At 49.1% G+C, this 14,862-nt stretch carries 11 protein-coding genes; 6 read left to right on the plus strand and 5 right to left on the minus strand.

The annotated features are described in order from the left end of the window. The first annotated feature begins 95 nt into the window (after positions 1-95). The gene (locus JUB14_RS17910) at positions 96-977 is read left to right on the plus strand and encodes a bifunctional transcriptional activator/DNA repair enzyme AdaA (RefSeq protein WP_207507987.1); all 882 of its coding nucleotides are present in this window, start codon (positions 96-98) and stop codon (positions 975-977) included. Positions 978-1,213: 236 nt separating this feature from the next. Further along, positions 1,214-3,028, plus strand: coding sequence for a translational GTPase TypA (gene typA / locus JUB14_RS17915; RefSeq protein ID WP_207507989.1), 1,815 nt, complete (start codon positions 1,214-1,216; stop codon positions 3,026-3,028). Between the two features lie 101 nt (positions 3,029-3,129). Here typA and JUB14_RS17920 read toward each other — a convergent pair whose 3' ends face one another. Together JUB14_RS17920 and JUB14_RS17925 are read right to left on the minus strand one after the other, a co-directional pair. Further along, positions 3,130-5,553 carry an ABC transporter permease gene (locus JUB14_RS17920; RefSeq protein WP_207507991.1) on the minus strand — a complete coding sequence of 808 codons (2,424 nt, stop codon included), beginning with the start codon at positions 5,551-5,553 and terminating at the stop codon, positions 3,130-3,132. A 144-nt stretch (positions 5,554-5,697) separates the two neighbouring features. Beyond that, on the minus strand, positions 5,698-6,135 hold the full coding sequence (locus JUB14_RS17925; protein ID WP_207507993.1) for an NUDIX domain-containing protein: 438 nt from the start codon (positions 6,133-6,135) through the stop codon (positions 5,698-5,700). Between the two features lie 112 nt (positions 6,136-6,247). Between JUB14_RS17925 and JUB14_RS17930 the strand changes: the two genes are divergently transcribed. Further along, on the plus strand, positions 6,248-6,985 hold the full coding sequence (locus JUB14_RS17930) for a ThuA domain-containing protein (protein ID WP_207507995.1): 738 nt from the start codon (positions 6,248-6,250) through the stop codon (positions 6,983-6,985). A 53-nt stretch (positions 6,986-7,038) separates the two neighbouring features. After that, complete coding sequence (locus JUB14_RS17935) at positions 7,039-7,782, plus strand: ThuA domain-containing protein (protein WP_207507997.1); 744 nt, start codon at positions 7,039-7,041, stop codon at positions 7,780-7,782. Positions 7,783-7,868: 86 nt separating this feature from the next. On the opposite strand, the gene lpcA is transcribed toward JUB14_RS17935, so the two are convergent. Together lpcA and JUB14_RS17945 are read right to left on the minus strand one after the other, a co-directional pair. Further along, on the minus strand, positions 7,869-8,453 hold the full coding sequence (lpcA, locus tag JUB14_RS17940) for a D-sedoheptulose 7-phosphate isomerase (protein WP_207507999.1): 585 nt from the start codon (positions 8,451-8,453) through the stop codon (positions 7,869-7,871). A gap of 38 nt (positions 8,454-8,491) precedes the next feature. Further along, the gene (locus JUB14_RS17945; protein WP_310586159.1) at positions 8,492-10,186 is read right to left on the minus strand and encodes a hypothetical protein; all 1,695 of its coding nucleotides are present in this window, start codon (positions 10,184-10,186) and stop codon (positions 8,492-8,494) included. A 193-nt stretch (positions 10,187-10,379) separates the two neighbouring features. Between JUB14_RS17945 and upp the strand changes: the two genes are divergently transcribed. Then, a complete protein-coding gene (gene upp, locus JUB14_RS17950) occupies positions 10,380-11,024 on the plus strand; it encodes a uracil phosphoribosyltransferase (RefSeq protein WP_207508001.1) in 645 nt (214 codons plus the stop codon). A 173-nt stretch (positions 11,025-11,197) separates the two neighbouring features. Further along, positions 11,198-11,698, plus strand: a complete 501-nt coding sequence (locus tag JUB14_RS17955) for a pyridoxamine 5'-phosphate oxidase family protein (RefSeq protein WP_207508004.1) — start codon at positions 11,198-11,200, stop codon at positions 11,696-11,698. 77 nt (positions 11,699-11,775) lie between these two features. Here the strand turns inward: JUB14_RS17955 and JUB14_RS17960 are convergent, their stop codons facing one another. Next, complete coding sequence (locus tag JUB14_RS17960; protein WP_229367970.1) at positions 11,776-14,796, minus strand: carboxypeptidase-like regulatory domain-containing protein; 3,021 nt, start codon at positions 14,794-14,796, stop codon at positions 11,776-11,778. Positions 14,797-14,862 lie beyond the last annotated feature (66 nt).

The following is a 14,862-nucleotide window of genomic DNA, read 5'->3' on the forward strand; positions in this document are numbered from 1 at the left end:
GTTGCGACTCCACGACAACAACGTTAATATAGCAAAATTCGGATTGGAAGCCTCTCTTCACTCTAGTACCTTTGATTGGTAAATAGACTACTACTATGGAAGAGCTAAACAGCCAACTACTGGACTACCAGCGCATCGAAAAAGCCATCCGCTATATCGGGGAGAACTATAAGCGGCAACCCAGCCTGCGGGAGATCGCGGATCATGTGGCGCTGTCTGAGTACCACTTTACTCGGCTGTTCAGTAGGTGGGCGGGTACTAGTCCGCAGCGCTTTATGCGGTACCTGACCAAGGAGTTTGCCAAGGAACAACTGGTCCGGGAGGTGAATCTGTTTGACGCTACCTACGCCTCGGGCCTTTCCAGCCCCAGCCGCCTGCACGACCTGTTTGTGACCTACGAAGCCATGACTCCCGCCGAATTTAGGGCGAAGGGCGAAGGCCTGACTATACGTTACGCCTTCCACGAGACGCCCTTTGGCGCGTGCCTGCTGGCTATGACCGAGCGGGGTATTACGGATCTGCGCTTTGTGGAAGATGAAAATCGAGCTACTATACTGGAACAACTACGCACCGACTGGCATAATGCCACCTGGCAGGAGGCCCCTGACGATACCCTCCCCCTGATCCAACAGATCTTCAACTCCACCGACGCTACATCAGATCGTCCTATTACCATGCTGCTGCGGGGTACTAACTTCCAGATCAAGGTATGGGAAGCCTTACTGCGAATACCCTTCGGGAAGATGGTGAGCTACGATAATGTGGCGCAGTACATTGAACAACCGACTGCCCAACGCGCGGTGGGTACAGCCATCGGCAGCAACCGGATAGCCTACCTTATTCCCTGCCACCGGGTGCTACAGAAGGTAGGAGGGCTGGGCGGTTACCGCTGGGGCACGGCCCGCAAGCAGGCTATGCTTGGCTGGGAAGCTGTGTGGACTCAGCCGGTGGTACAGTCTGAGTTGGACCTTTCTTAACACTGGCTTAACATCCCATTTGCATTTCTCTCAGATTAATCACTCTTTTTTCAAAAACAATGGATTTAAAATTGTAAAAAACTGTTATACAGAGAATAAAGTCCGTACCTTTGCGGCTTATTTGGGTAAAAAGGCCTTTTGAGTAATAGCTTCATAATGAAGCCCTGGTGGTCAGAGTAGCAGGCTGAACTCTTTTGCCCGATTATCTATTAGAACTGAAAACAGTAATAAAATACATGCAATCCATTCGTAACATCGCAATTATTGCGCACGTTGACCACGGTAAAACTACGCTGGTTGACAAAATCATTCATGCTTCAAAGCTATTCCGCGACAATCAGGAGTTTAACGACCTGATTCTCGACAACAACGATCTTGAGCGTGAGCGTGGAATTACCATCGTTTCCAAAAACGTATCGGTACGCTACAAGGATGTAAAGATCAACGTAATTGATACACCGGGCCACGCCGACTTTGGTGGTGAGGTTGAGCGTGTACTCAAAATGGCCGACGGCGTGCTGTTGCTTGTGGATGCTTTCGAAGGTCCTATGCCACAGACGCGCTTCGTACTGAGCAAAGCTGTCCAGCTGGGTCTCAAGCCTATCGTGGTGGTAAATAAAGTAGATAAAGAAAACTGTCGCCCCGAGGAAGTACAGGAAGGTGTATTTGACCTGATGTTCAACCTGGGTGCTACCGAAGACCAGCTTGACTTCGTAACGGTATACGGTTCGTCAAAGCAGGGCTGGATGGGTCCGGACTGGCAGACTCCAACTTCGGATATAACTTTCCTGCTGGATACGATCATTGAGCAGATTCCACCGGCACCAATGAACGAAGGTACTGTACAGATGCAGATCACTTCACTGGATTACAACGCATTCGTAGGTCGTATCGCGATCGGACGTGTATTGCGTGGTACGCTGAAAGAAGGTTCTACCATTGCTCTTTGCAAAGCGCATGGAGTAATCAAGAAAGTAAAGATCAAGGAACTCAATGTATTTGAAGGACTTGGTAAGCAGAAGGTAAGTGAAGTATCTGCGGGCGATATATGCGCGGTAACCGGTATTGAGGATTTCGAGATTGGTGATACAATTGCCGATGCTGAAAACCCTGAGCCGCTTCCACGTATCGCGGTAGATGAGCCTACCATGAATATGCTCTTTACTATCAATAACTCACCGTTCTTTGGTAAGGAAGGTAAATTCGTAACGTCGCGCCACCTGCGTGATCGCCTCATGAAGGAAACGGAGAAAAACCTTGCCCTACGCGTAGAGCCTACCGATACCGAAGATAAATTCCTGGTATACGGACGGGGTATCCTGCACTTGTCGGTACTTATCGAGACTATGCGCCGCGAAGGCTACGAACTACAGCTAGGTCAGCCGCAGGTACTATACAAGGAAGACGAAAACGGTCAGCGCCTCGAGCCTATCGAGACCCTGGTAGTAGATGTCCCCGAAGAGTCTGCCGGTAAGGTAATTGAACTGGCTACCCAGCGCAAGGGCGAACTGCTTATTATGGAGCCAAAGGGCGACCTGCAGCACCTTGAGTTTGAGATTCCTTCACGTGGTCTGATTGGTTTGCGTTCCAACGTACTGACTGCTACCCAGGGTGAAGCCGTAATGACGCACCGCTTCAAGAGCTTTGATACTTTCCGCGGACCTATTCCGGGTCGTATCAGTGGTTCTATTATCTCAAAAGGAACCGGTATGGCAACGGGTTATACCATTGACAAACTTCAGGATCGCGGCCGCTTCTTTGTGGAGCCAGGCGAAGAGATTTACGGTGGTCAGGTAGTAGGTGAGCACAATCGTCCTAACGACATCGTAGTGAACCTGCAGGAAGCCAAGAAACTGACCAACATGCGTGCCTCCGGCTCGGACGACGGTCTGCGTATCGCTCCGAAGATCAACTTCTCGCTCGAAGAATCTATGGAATATATCCAGAAGGATGAGTACCTGGAAGTAACGCCTCAGAGCATCCGGATGCGTAAGATCTATCTAGACGAAAACGATCGTAAGCGTAACGCCAATAAAATGGAAATGGCTTAATTCGTAATCGAATAATCAATATAAAAAGGTACTTAGAGTCTGAAAGGAGTTCTAAGTACCTTTTCTTTTTTAAGAGCAAGTACAACTACTGGTAAGGCTGCCTATTCCGACCGAAGATTCTTCACCGGATTCATCATCGCCGCCCTGATGCTGTGAAAGCTAACGGTTATCAGGGCAATACCTACCGCCAAAGCACCCGCTAAGGCAAATACCCACCAGGCCAGTTCGATTCTGTTTGCAAAATCCTGCAGCCAACGATCCATAGCATACCACGCCAGGCAGGAAGCCAGTACTACGGCCAGCCCTACTGGTCTGAGAAAATCCTTTGACAGTAACACCACAATACTTCCTATACTGGCACCTAGCACTTTGCGGACGCCTATTTCCTTTGTACGATTTTTGGCCGTGTACATAGCCAGCCCCAGCAGCCCCAGACAGGCTATACCTACCGCTAATAGTGAGAACCAACTGAATAGCTTAGCCAGTCGCTCCTCTGACTCGTACTGCTGCTGAAAGTGGTCATCCAGAAAGAAGTACTCAAACGCATTACCCGGATATACTTCCTGAAAGGTAGCCTCAATAGCGGGTATGGTACTGCGCAGGGTATTGCCTTGTAGCGTAATGGTCAGGTACTCACTGTTCCAGGGTATGTGGTAAAATAGGATGGGGCTATTTACCATTTTCAGAGACTGCTGGTGAAAGTCCTGCACAACCCCTACGATCCGTTTCGGATTAATATCTCCTATTTTCTGATTGATTGCACTTTCGGGCGTCGGAAAGCCAAAGGCACGTAGCGCGGTCTGATTGATGATAACGGCACCATCATCAAGTAGTAGGTTGTCGTGGAAGTTTCGGCCTGCCAGTACTTTTATCTCGTAGGCGGATATAAAATCTTCATCTACGGCCAGAACGCTGCACAACTTAAAATCAGCACCGGTATCCTGAAAGCGCTTCAACTCCTGGGTCCAGAAAATTTCCTGTCCTGGAATCTCTGAGGAAGCTGTTATGTTCCTGACTCCCGCATTCCCTCCTACCCTTTCCTTAAAAAGAGCCAGTTCGTTTGTGAAACTTTCCGACCGCAGTACCTTGGGTGCTTTCACCACCAGTTTCTGCTCAATGTTCATACCCAGATCCTGGTTCTGCATGAAGTTGAGCTGCTGATTGATCACGATGGTAGCAATAATCAGAACCACCGAAGCGGTAAACTGAAACACTACCAGGCCCTTGCGGAGTAACTCTCCCCCCACCTGCCGGGAAATTCGCCCTTTCAAAACGACTATGGGCTTGTAGGAAGACAAGATAAAGGCAGGATAGAACCCGGAGAGAAAGAACCCCAGGCCGAAAATGACAAGCGCGACCACCCAGAAAACAGGCTGCTGAAACAGCGTATACCCGATGGGGGTATGAATCCAACCATCAAAGACAGCGAGTATCAGTACAAACAGGATAGCGGCGAAAAAGAGCGAGCTGACATTGACCACGAAGGATTCAAATAAAAACTGCCTGACCAACTGCTGCTTGCCCGATCCCAGCGCTTTTCTGATTCCTACTTCCTTAGTTCGTTCGATCCCCAGAGCAGTCGTCAGGTTTATATAATTCAACCACCCAATCGACAGAATGAGCAGGGCCACCAGCACCAGAATATAAACAGTCTCTATTTTACCGTTGGACTCGATTTCCGAGGGCATTCGGGAGTAGAGGTGAATGTCGCGTAGAGGTTGTAAGATAAACCTCTGTTCTACCTTGTACTTTCTCAGCATGTTTCCAATATGCTTTTCAATAAGGCCGGGCAGTCGGTTCTCCAGGGATTCTGCTGAAGTACCGGGGGTTAAGAGCAGGTAGGTGTAGAAGTTGGTCCAGTACCATCCACCATTGGCAAACTGCTGGTTGGTGAGCAGATTCTGGATCGAAAAAAGAAAGTCGAAATGGAAATGGCTGTTTGGAGGAAAATCTGTAAATACTCCTTCTACCACGTAGGTACCTCCTTTCCAGTTTGAGTTTAAGGTAAGGGTTTTACCAATGGGGTCTTCCCGGCCAAAGTACTTCTGCGCCATGGACTCGGATATAACCACTGACTCCGGCCGACGCAGTACCCGGTCCGCCGAGCCCTTGATAAGGGAAAAGGAGAACACATTGAAAAATGAAGAATCCGTATAAAACGCCCTCTTCTCGTGGTAACTAACCACTTCTCCTGCCCCACTCTGGTAGCTGATCATGCCATTGGCCTCGTGCAATCGTACAAAGTCCTGAACCTCCGGAAAAGCTTCCTTTATAGCAGGAGCTTCGGCGTAGTAGCTGATAGCACTGCTGTTGGTCAGTACTCCGTTCTTATAATCATCCAGCCTGATGCGGTAGATGTTATCTGCGTTCTGGTGGAAGGCATCGTAGCTCAGTTCATAGAATACATACCGGGTAATCAGTAGAAAAGCCGCCATACTGGCCGCTAACCCACCTACCATGATCAGCGAAATGTACCTGTGCTTAATCAGGTTTCTGAGGGCTACTTTCAGGTAGTTATGTATCATACCAGATGCTTATTAGAGTAGAAGACTAGTTGCTCAATAAATATAGCTAAATTATTAGTTATAAAACTATATAATTAGTTATAAAAATTTCATCTACTCTAACTTTGCATAAAAGTGACACGGTGTCACTTTTATAGTAATCATCTATACAAAAGGCTGTTCTATTCTACCTATGTGAGCTGAAGGTAATGTACCTTCCAAGTAAGCCTGGAGTTTACTACCTACCTGCGGGTACATTATCTGGGTTTGCAGTTCACTAACAGGTACCCAGGCTATAGCACCAGCAGTTGTATGCTCAGGATTGAGTCGGGGCTTACCCGCAACATCAAGTACTTCAAAGACACAGTGCAGGGTATCTTCTTTACCCCCCCAATCAATCACCTCACCACACAGGACCATTTCTCCCACCTGTACCTCTACCCCCAGCTCTTCGCGCAGCTCCCGTTGCAGTGCCTCCTTCAGGTCCTCGCCCGGATCGGGATTACCGCCGGGCAACATATATACATCGGTGTTACCGTAGCGGTACTGCATCGTAAGCAGGGCATCATTAGCTATAATCAGGGCGGCGGGCCTTACTCTCATGGTATAGTTGATTAGTTTAGTTTGGTAAGTCTGTAAAAAAACGAGTACTTATGCAAGTAAGGCCAACCTACTGTACGGCTTTCTCTTGTAGTCCAAGTCCATTTATCGCATTATGAAATCTCTACTAGTCTCTCTGCTTTCCCTGATAGTACTCTTTGCTTTTGTTGATGCTGTTTCACCCAATCCACCCCGCAAGGATGCCATCCTGGTATTCTCGAAGACCAAAGGCTTTCGTCACCAGTCCATCCCGGACGGAAAACTGGCCCTGCTCAAAATGGGCAAACAGATAGGCATCCGGGTAGATACAACCGAAGATGCCTCGGCCTTTACACCTGCCAATCTACGCAAATACAAGGCCCTTGTATTCCTGAGTACCTCGGGGGAAGTATTTGATGAGGAGCAGAAAAAGGCGTTCCAGGAGTATATCCGCAAAGGCGGGGGTTTCGTGGGTATTCATGGTGCTACAACTACCGAGTACAAGTGGCCCTGGTACAACCAGCTCATAGGAGCCTACTTCCTGGACCATCCCAAGCCTCAGAATGCCTCCATTGACGTCTGGAACCGCGAACATCCGGCTACCCGCGTGCTACCCGCCCGCTGGAACCGCTTCGACGAATGGTACAATTACCGCGATATGCAACCGAACCTCAAGGTGATAGCTACACTGGATGAAAGCAGCTATAAGGGTGGTAAACACGGCCGCATCCACCCCTTTGCCTGGTACCACGAGTTTGACGGCGGCCGGTCATTCTACACCGGCGGTGGCCACACCAAAGAATCCTATTCGGAGCCTCTGTTTATGAAACACGTACAGGAGGGTATACTTTGGGCTATGAAGCGCAGAAAATAATAGTAGCTGGCTCTCTATTTCTGCTTTATTAGTAACACTACAAACAAGAACTCATGAAACACATTTATCTGCTGCTTATTCTGCTTTGCGTTACTTCTGTGGCATTTACGAGTACTGCACAATCCAGAAGATCGACTACCAAAGATGCCGTACTGGTATTTTCAAAGACGGCCGGCTTCCGCCACCAGTCCATCCCGACCGGCAGGGCTGCTCTTTATCAGCTAGGTCAGAAAAATAACTTCCGGGTAGATACCACGGAGGATGCTTCTGTCTTTACGTATGACAACCTGCGCAAGTACAAGACCATCGTATTCCTAAGTACTACGGGCGATATCCTGAATCAGGAGCAGCAGGCAGCCTTTGAACAGTATATTCAAAAAGGAGGTGGCTACGTAGGGATACACGCTGCCGCTGATACGGAGTACGAGTGGCCCTGGTACAATAAGCTGGTTGGCGCTTACTTCCTGCACCACCCTAAGCAGCAGAATGCCGTTGTCCACGTCTGGAACCGGGAGCACCCTACGGTCCGCTTCCTGCCCGAGCGCTGGAAGCGCTTTGATGAGTGGTACAGCTACAAAAGCATCCAGCCCGGTATCAAAGTACTGGCCACGCTTGACGAATCAACCTATGAGGGAGGACGCAACGGACGTAACCATCCATTCATATGGTACCACGAGTACGACGGCGGCCGCGCTTTCTATACCGGTGGTGGTCACACCAACGAGTCATACGAGGAGCCCCTGTTCATGAAGCACGTCCTGGAGGGAATTAAGTGGACGATGAAAAGGACGAAATAAATAAAGCTGTAAGCAATAGGCTTTAGGCTCTAAGCTTTTAAATGGTGGAACACCTAAGGCTTAGAGCATAAAGCATATAGCTCCCCTCATTCCCCCAGTACCATCTTTTCAATCAGGAGAATGAAGATGTGTATTACCTTGATATGAATTTCCTGAATACGGTCGGCGTAGCCGAAGTGGGGTACCCGGATCTCGACATCAGCCAATCCGGCCAGCTTTCCACCGTCTTTTCCCGACAGGATTATTACTTTCATTCCTTTGGCGCGGGCAGCCTCTACAGCTCTGATGATGTTGCCCGAGTTTCCGCTGGTGCTGATGCCTAATAGTACGTCACCGGCTTGCCCCAGGCCTTCTACGTAGCGTGAGAAGACGTACTCAAAGCCATAGTCATTGCCGACGCAGCTCAGGTGGCTGACATCCGAGATAGCAATAGCCGGCAAAGAACGACGGTTGTCGCGGTAACGACCTGATAACTCTTCGGCGAAGTGCATGGCATCGCAGTGCGAGCCCCCGTTACCACAGGAGATAATCTTGCGGTCGCTTTTGATGGCTTCGGCCATCAGAGTAGCCGCCTTCTCTATGGCTTCTATATGAGCCGGATCGCTCAGAAAAGTAGTAAGTACACGCTGCGATTCGGTTAACTGCTGCGTAATAGTATCCTGAAACATCATGGGCTAGTATGGCTAAGTAAGTCTGAAAGATATAGAAGCTAAAAGATCTGCTGTCGGTAAGGGATGTTGTACCGTAGGGCCATTGTAGCCATACTGGTCTTGTGGTCGGGCTCGCGCCGATAGTTGGTGCGACGCCCCAGGTAGCGACCTTCCAAAAACAGGTTATGCGCCAGCATATAAGACACTCTCAGGTCACCCAGTGTGGTTATGGCTGATCTGCCCTGGGTTATATAGTTACCAAAACTCCGGAATCGGGTTTCGTAGTCCAGCAGGATATTCCCTCCCCAGTTTCTGCCGAAAGAATCAAGCCCTTTGTCTGACCACATGGCTGTGAAGTAGCCTGTAAGGCGGGGTGACGCTTTGTAACGCACTATACCCAGCACCTCCACAAAGTTGGCACCCAGCGGGTGGGCCAGTGGCTGGCTGAAGTGAGCATAATTACGTCCTCCATCACGGTGCGAGTACATAAAAGGGCGGGCAATATTGTATTCAGCCTGTAAATCCAGGTTAGGTACTCCGAAGGCATCCACGTATTTTCCTCCCAGTTGCAGACCATACTTCTTAGTCCAGGAGCCCTGGTTGGTAAAAAAGTACTTGGTCAGAAACTCATCCAGCATAAACTGCCCGTACAACGAAACCCGCTGCGCCAGGAGCCAGCGAAAATCAAAGCCCAGCAGGGCATTGTCCTCACTACCTATGTAAGACTCCACAAAGCGATAAAAAATAATCGGATTAAGGTAGTTGAGATCAAAGCCGCCGTTACCCGTACTATCCCCCCGGCTGAATACCTCCGCTTCGAATATACCCAGGTTAAAGCGGTCGGTCAGGTTGATACTCAGGTGGTGCATGGCCGAGTACTTACGCGCCCGGAGCAGATCCCCCCTAAAAGCCCCTTGTGAGTTGATCATGCTAGACCAGAGGTTGGTATAGCGAAAGCGTCCTATCTGTGTATCGAGTCGCAGGAACAGGTAGGGGGGGCTGTTGTCGGACAGCAGCATGGACCGGTAACCACTCCCGATGAAGTTACGGTCGTGCCCGAATTGCAGACTAATATTTTTGATGGGCCGGAAGGTAATATAGCCACGCCCCGACATAAAGTCTACGCCTGTCCGTCGAAGAGGTTTGGCTAAGCCTTCACCCGGAAATGTATAGGTATTGGTATAGTCGTCGATATATTGCGAGAAGTAGTTACGCACGTACTCAGGAAAAGTGCCCTGGTTATCGGCTATATAGGTATAAAAGCCCAGCTTCTGATTTATCATCCCGCGGATCTCCACACCACGGCCTGTAAACCAAAGGGCCGAATTGGTATTATTTTCAACCCCGTAGATGTTATTGGTAGCAAAGTTAACATGCAGGTCGAAGTCCTCATTATGGACGCTGTAGAGGTCAGCCGGATGGCGCCAAAGCTTTTGCTCGCCTTTTTTTGAATAAGGCAGGGAGCCCAGACGAGCCGGATTACTGTTGTAGTAGGTCCTGATGGTATCCGAGGTCCACTCCCAGCTGTCGTCGCGCAGGTACCGTATGGTGGCCCGATCTATTTCGGTCAGGCCTACTCCGCCGTATTTTAGTATGCTATCGGTAAGCTGCACCACCGCTCTCCGCTCGAAAGGCTTCACCCCGTAGTGAAACCCCTCTGAAAGCTTACCTCGCTTGATTTCCAGCCGGTCGATGAGATGATGATAATCATCGTTAAGAGGAATAAAAGTACTTTGAGCTTGACTCGAGGGCACACCTCCTAATAGAGCACACAGAATAATTAAAAACGTACTGTATCTTTGGATCATAAGATGGGTAATCCTTTTCTTGCACTGGGTTTCTCCACAATAACTAAGGGTGCCAATGAGTTTTTTAGCCTTTTAAAGTGCCAAATTAGGTAACAATTTGTATAATCGTTACTGTTTTTTCTTAAACCTACTTAACGCTATGTTCATCCTCTCTCAGAAACACTCCATTGCTGATCAATTTTTAGCCGAATTAAGAGATGTTTCCATTCAAACAGACCGTATCCGATTCCGTCGCAATCTGGAACGGCTGGGAGAGCTACTGGCGTATGAGATTTCCAAAACATTGCCCTACGGCCCCGCAAAGGTACAAACTCCTCTGGGAGTTGCTCCTGCGCGGACCCTGCGGCAGCCGGTAGTGCTGGCTACAGTCTTGCGGGCCAGTCTGCCTTTTCATCAGGGCTTTCTGAATATGTTTGATCAGGCCGAGAATGCATTTATTGGTGCTTACCGTGGTCATCACCTCAATAGCGATGAGTTCAGCGTTGAGATGGACTATATTACCAGCCCCAACCTGCAGGGGAAGACGCTCATCCTGATGGACCCCATGCTGGCTACGGGGCGCTCGCTCGAGAAAGTGTACCATGCCCTGCTCCGCTTTGGTATACCGGCCCAGACTCATATAGCCTCTGTCATTGCCAGCCCGGAGGGAGTAGAGTTTCTGCGCAGTCGTATGCCGGAATGCCGCTTATGGCTGGGTGCCGTTGACGACCATCTCAACGAACACTACTACATAGTGCCTGGATTAGGTGATGCCGGTGATCTAGCCTTTGGTCCGAAGGAATAATAACTTAATGACGTTCTTCATGATTTCGTACCAGCGACTGGCGCGCTGGGAATATTTGTCAACAGGCGCTGCCGGCCGGCTATACTACTGGTATAATCTCCTGCTGATTCACTTATTATTAGCCGCTGGCACTATTTTATTATCTGTTTTGGGTAAAACAAAATGGATATATTATGAAAACGGAAGAGGTAGCACACCCTGATGTAAAGAAGATACAAGATATCATTGAAGATATTAAAGTGGCCATGGTCGTAACCATGGAACCCAATGGCGACCACCGTAGCCGTCCCATGCAGACGCAGCTATTTGACGCTGACGGCTGCCTTTGGTTTTTTACGAATGAGCACTCGCCCAAAGTTGAAGAACTACAACAGCATCCCAATATCAATGTAAGCTATGCTGATAGAGGCTCACAAACGTATGTATCAATAACCGGTACAGCCAGTGTCGTTACTGATCGCCAAAAGATAGAAGAGCTATGGAATCCTATCCTGAAAGCCTGGTTTCCCAAAGGGCTGGAAGATCCGGAACTGGCACTGCTCAAAGTAGATATCAAAGAAGCTGAGTACTGGGATGGTAATTCGTCCCGAATGGTACAGGCTTATAAAATAGCCAAGGCTCTGGCAACCGGAGATCGGTACGACCAGGGAGACAACAAGAAAGTTTCTCTCTAAGAAGCTTTTACTTTCCAGAACAAAAAAGGACGCAGTGTAGGCTGCGTCCTTTTTCTGTTTTAGAAGAACCTCTCCTATTAACGATTCAACAGTTCGTCAAAAGTAAGGGATACGTAATACATGGAGCCTACCGCCGCACTACCATACGCCTGCACATAGGGCTTACCGAACAGGTTAGTACCTCCTACTTTCAATATAGACTTGATGCCGGGTAGCTTAGCACTTACCTGAGCATCCAGGTTATTGATAGCCGGTACTATGGTATTAGTAAACAGATCTACACCCGTAGTAGTAGCCTGCACAAATCCGGCCTCCCACACAAAGCTATCCTGGTGGCGGAACTGGACGTTAAAGCCAAAGCGCTCACCACTACCAATGCGCTTTCCAAACTTCAGGTTATAGCGGTTCCGGGGCGTATTAAACGCCGAGAACTGCTGCTCGGGTGTAGGTACATAGTTGGTTAGCTCATTGTTAGCCATATTGGCTCCCACAAAGAAGCTGTGAGGTAATGAATAGTCGGCGCTTATAGCGTAGCCCTGTACCGTAATAGATTCATTGCTGTTAGCTGGTCTGGAGTAGGCAATCCGGGTGTTGGCACTTGCTACGCCTGACTCGATAGGTAAGCCGGGAGCGGCCGGTGCCGTAGGCACTATAATTACTGTTCCCCCGATGAAGTTGGTGTACTTACTCAGGTAGTAGTAGGCATCTATATATAGCTTTCTGCCAATGATACCTTTGTAGCCAATCTCATAGGAAGCAATCCGCTCGGGCTTGAGTTCAGGCTCCTGGTACTTAGGCAGAGCTGCCAGGGCAAAGGCAGGAATTACCTGTTTTACAGCTCCAGGCAGATTAGCCTGAAGTGCTCCGGGCAGCACAGAACCTACCCCGGCCTGAATAGCGCCAGCAATAACCGTTGGATTGTTAGGTATCTGACCGGCGGCTACCGCAGCGTTGACCTGTGCGGTAACAGCAGCGGTAACCTGTTGGGTGATGGCCTGGGTGGCATACTGAGTAGCCGCCGCAATTACCGCGGGTTGAGTTGCATACGAAGCAATCACAGCGGGATCGAGGTTCTGCCGTAGAATACCATTACCCAGGTTATAGCGGCTATTGAACTCAGGTAGTCCACCGATAAGTACTCCAGCCGGTGTAGCCAGGTCGATGTACTGGTTCTGTGTGGTAGGAATACGGAAACCCGTCTGATATGACAGACGAACGTTGTGCTGTCCAAAGGTAGTTACAGCCGATACCCGTGGCGTAAACTGCCCTTTGAAGTTTTCGTTCTTGTCGTACCGCAGAGAGCCTGTAAGTTTCAGGTGGTCCTGAAGAAGGCTTTTGCCAGCCTGTACAAATGCACCGTATTCGGTAATACCGATCGTACCACTACGCCCCTCTTTGGTATCAGAAAAAAGAGTACCGCCTGACCTGAGCTGGTACTGACGGATATTAGCTCCGGCCGATAAGTCCATGAACTTAATCTCTTCCTTGAACTGGTAGAGTCCTTCGGCATGGTACATATTGGTCTTATCAAGGAAGCCGCTTCCCCCTTCTGTAATGGGCAGGTTACGGTACTTGTCCAGCAATGTAGAGAATGCTTCTGTACCAGGCTGAGGCATGTTGCGATCCGCAAATTGACGGGCCGCCGCATGGGCCATATCTTCGTTGGCACCCTGTGTACGCGCCTGTACAAAAGCCCCCGCATATTCACCAAACCAGATAGGATGATTCTTTATATCATTAAGCATGCCCACAGCCGCAAGCCCCGCTACATAGGATTGTCCGGAGCGCTCCTGAGTCGTGTAGGCACGTACTGTAAAGTTATCTCCACGTAGTTCCAGCTTAGCCTGCGTCAGGTTAAAGTTGCGCAGGGAGTAGCGACCTACCCCTGTATACATAGTAGTTCCATACCCGTAGTTTATCTGCCCTACAGCCTCTACTTTTTCATTCAGGCGGTAGTGGAGCGCTACGTTCGTTTTAAAGCTTTTGGTATTATAATCAACCAGATCTTTTTCATAAAAACCCGTGCGGCTTACATTGGTGTTGGGCAACAGTGCCACAGCAGCAGTAGGTAAGAGGCCTAAGGAGGCCAACGTCTGACCTACTGTATTAAGGTTAGCCTGTACCTCATCGCCGTATATATTTACCCCATCGTAATCAGTATCTACGCCGGTACCGCGCGTACCATTCTCTACCCCTCCCACGTTCAGGTTGGTGTAGTTAGTAGCCTGCCAGTCTTTAGCCTGTAAGTAGGAAAGGTTAACCTTAAAAGCAAAACGATTATTAAATGCCTTAGCGTACCGTACAGACACATCGTTAAATGGAGTAATCTGCTGATCACGATTGCTGGCGCTCATAACACCCGTTTTAACGCTGGCACTCAATCCCTGATATAGGAAAGGGCTCTTGCTATTCATCAGGATGAGGCCATTGATAGCGTTAGGGCCATAGAGAGCAGAGGCTGCTCCCGGTAGTACCTCTACGCTTTCCACATCCAGCTCGGGCATACCCACAATGTTATCCACAGGGAAGTTGAGACCTGGTGCGGAGTTATCCATCCCGTCAATCATCTGTACTACCCGAGGGTTTCCGGTCGAGCCAAAGCCACGCATATTAATAGACTTAAAGAGTAGTCCCTGCGTAGTCATATCCACCCCTTTCAGACCAGACAGTGCATCGTAAAAGCTGGCCGAAGGTGTCGAGCGAATATCGCGAATATCCATCTTCTCGATGGCAACCGGTGCCTGCATGATGCTCTCTTCTACCCGTGAGGCCGCTACTACGACTTCCTGCCCCATGATCGCCTGCTCCTTGAGGCTTATGTCCAGATTACTCTGTTCATTATTGATCTCTACCTCCTGGGTCTCGTACCCTACTGATGAAACAACAATTGTAAAAGGCGGGGTAGTAGCCGTCGTAAGGCTGAACTTACCGTCCGTATCTGTAATGGTACCTATTACTTTACCTTTAACCTGAATACTCACTCCAGCCAGAGGCTCTCGCGAAGAGCCATCAGTTACTTTTCCGGCTATCCTTACCTGAGCAAAAGCGGCTATACTGCCCCACATAAATAAGAGCATCGTAAAATACGATGCTCGCATAGTAATTTTTTTTTGCATAAATCCCTGAGGGTTAATTTTGAGTTATAGTTTGATATATACGCAGTG

The organism is Telluribacter humicola (assembly GCF_017355935.1).
GTDB lineage: Bacteria > Bacteroidota > Bacteroidia > Cytophagales > Spirosomataceae > Telluribacter > Telluribacter humicola.

Bases quoted from the DNA above. Each gene is read 5' to 3' on its own strand.
- lpcA (WP_207507999.1), bottom strand. From the start codon at position 8,453: ATGATGTTTCAGGATACTATTACGCAGCAGTTAACCGAATCGCAGCGT.
- JUB14_RS17935 (WP_207507997.1), top strand. From the start codon at position 7,039: ATGAAACACATTTATCTGCTGCTTATTCTGCTTTGCGTTACTTCTGTG.
- JUB14_RS17925 (WP_207507993.1), bottom strand. From the start codon at position 6,135: ATGAGAGTAAGGCCCGCCGCCCTGATTATAGCTAATGATGCCCTGCTT.
- JUB14_RS17910 (WP_207507987.1), top strand. From the start codon at position 96: ATGGAAGAGCTAAACAGCCAACTACTGGACTACCAGCGCATCGAAAAA.
- upp (WP_207508001.1), top strand. From the start codon at position 10,380: ATGTTCATCCTCTCTCAGAAACACTCCATTGCTGATCAATTTTTAGCC.
- JUB14_RS17920 (WP_207507991.1), bottom strand. From the start codon at position 5,553: ATGATACATAACTACCTGAAAGTAGCCCTCAGAAACCTGATTAAGCAC.
- JUB14_RS17960 (WP_229367970.1), bottom strand. From the start codon at position 14,796: ATGCGAGCATCGTATTTTACGATGCTCTTATTTATGTGGGGCAGTATA.
- JUB14_RS17955 (WP_207508004.1), top strand. From the start codon at position 11,198: ATGAAAACGGAAGAGGTAGCACACCCTGATGTAAAGAAGATACAAGAT.
- typA (WP_207507989.1), top strand. From the start codon at position 1,214: ATGCAATCCATTCGTAACATCGCAATTATTGCGCACGTTGACCACGGT.
- JUB14_RS17930 (WP_207507995.1), top strand. From the start codon at position 6,248: ATGAAATCTCTACTAGTCTCTCTGCTTTCCCTGATAGTACTCTTTGCT.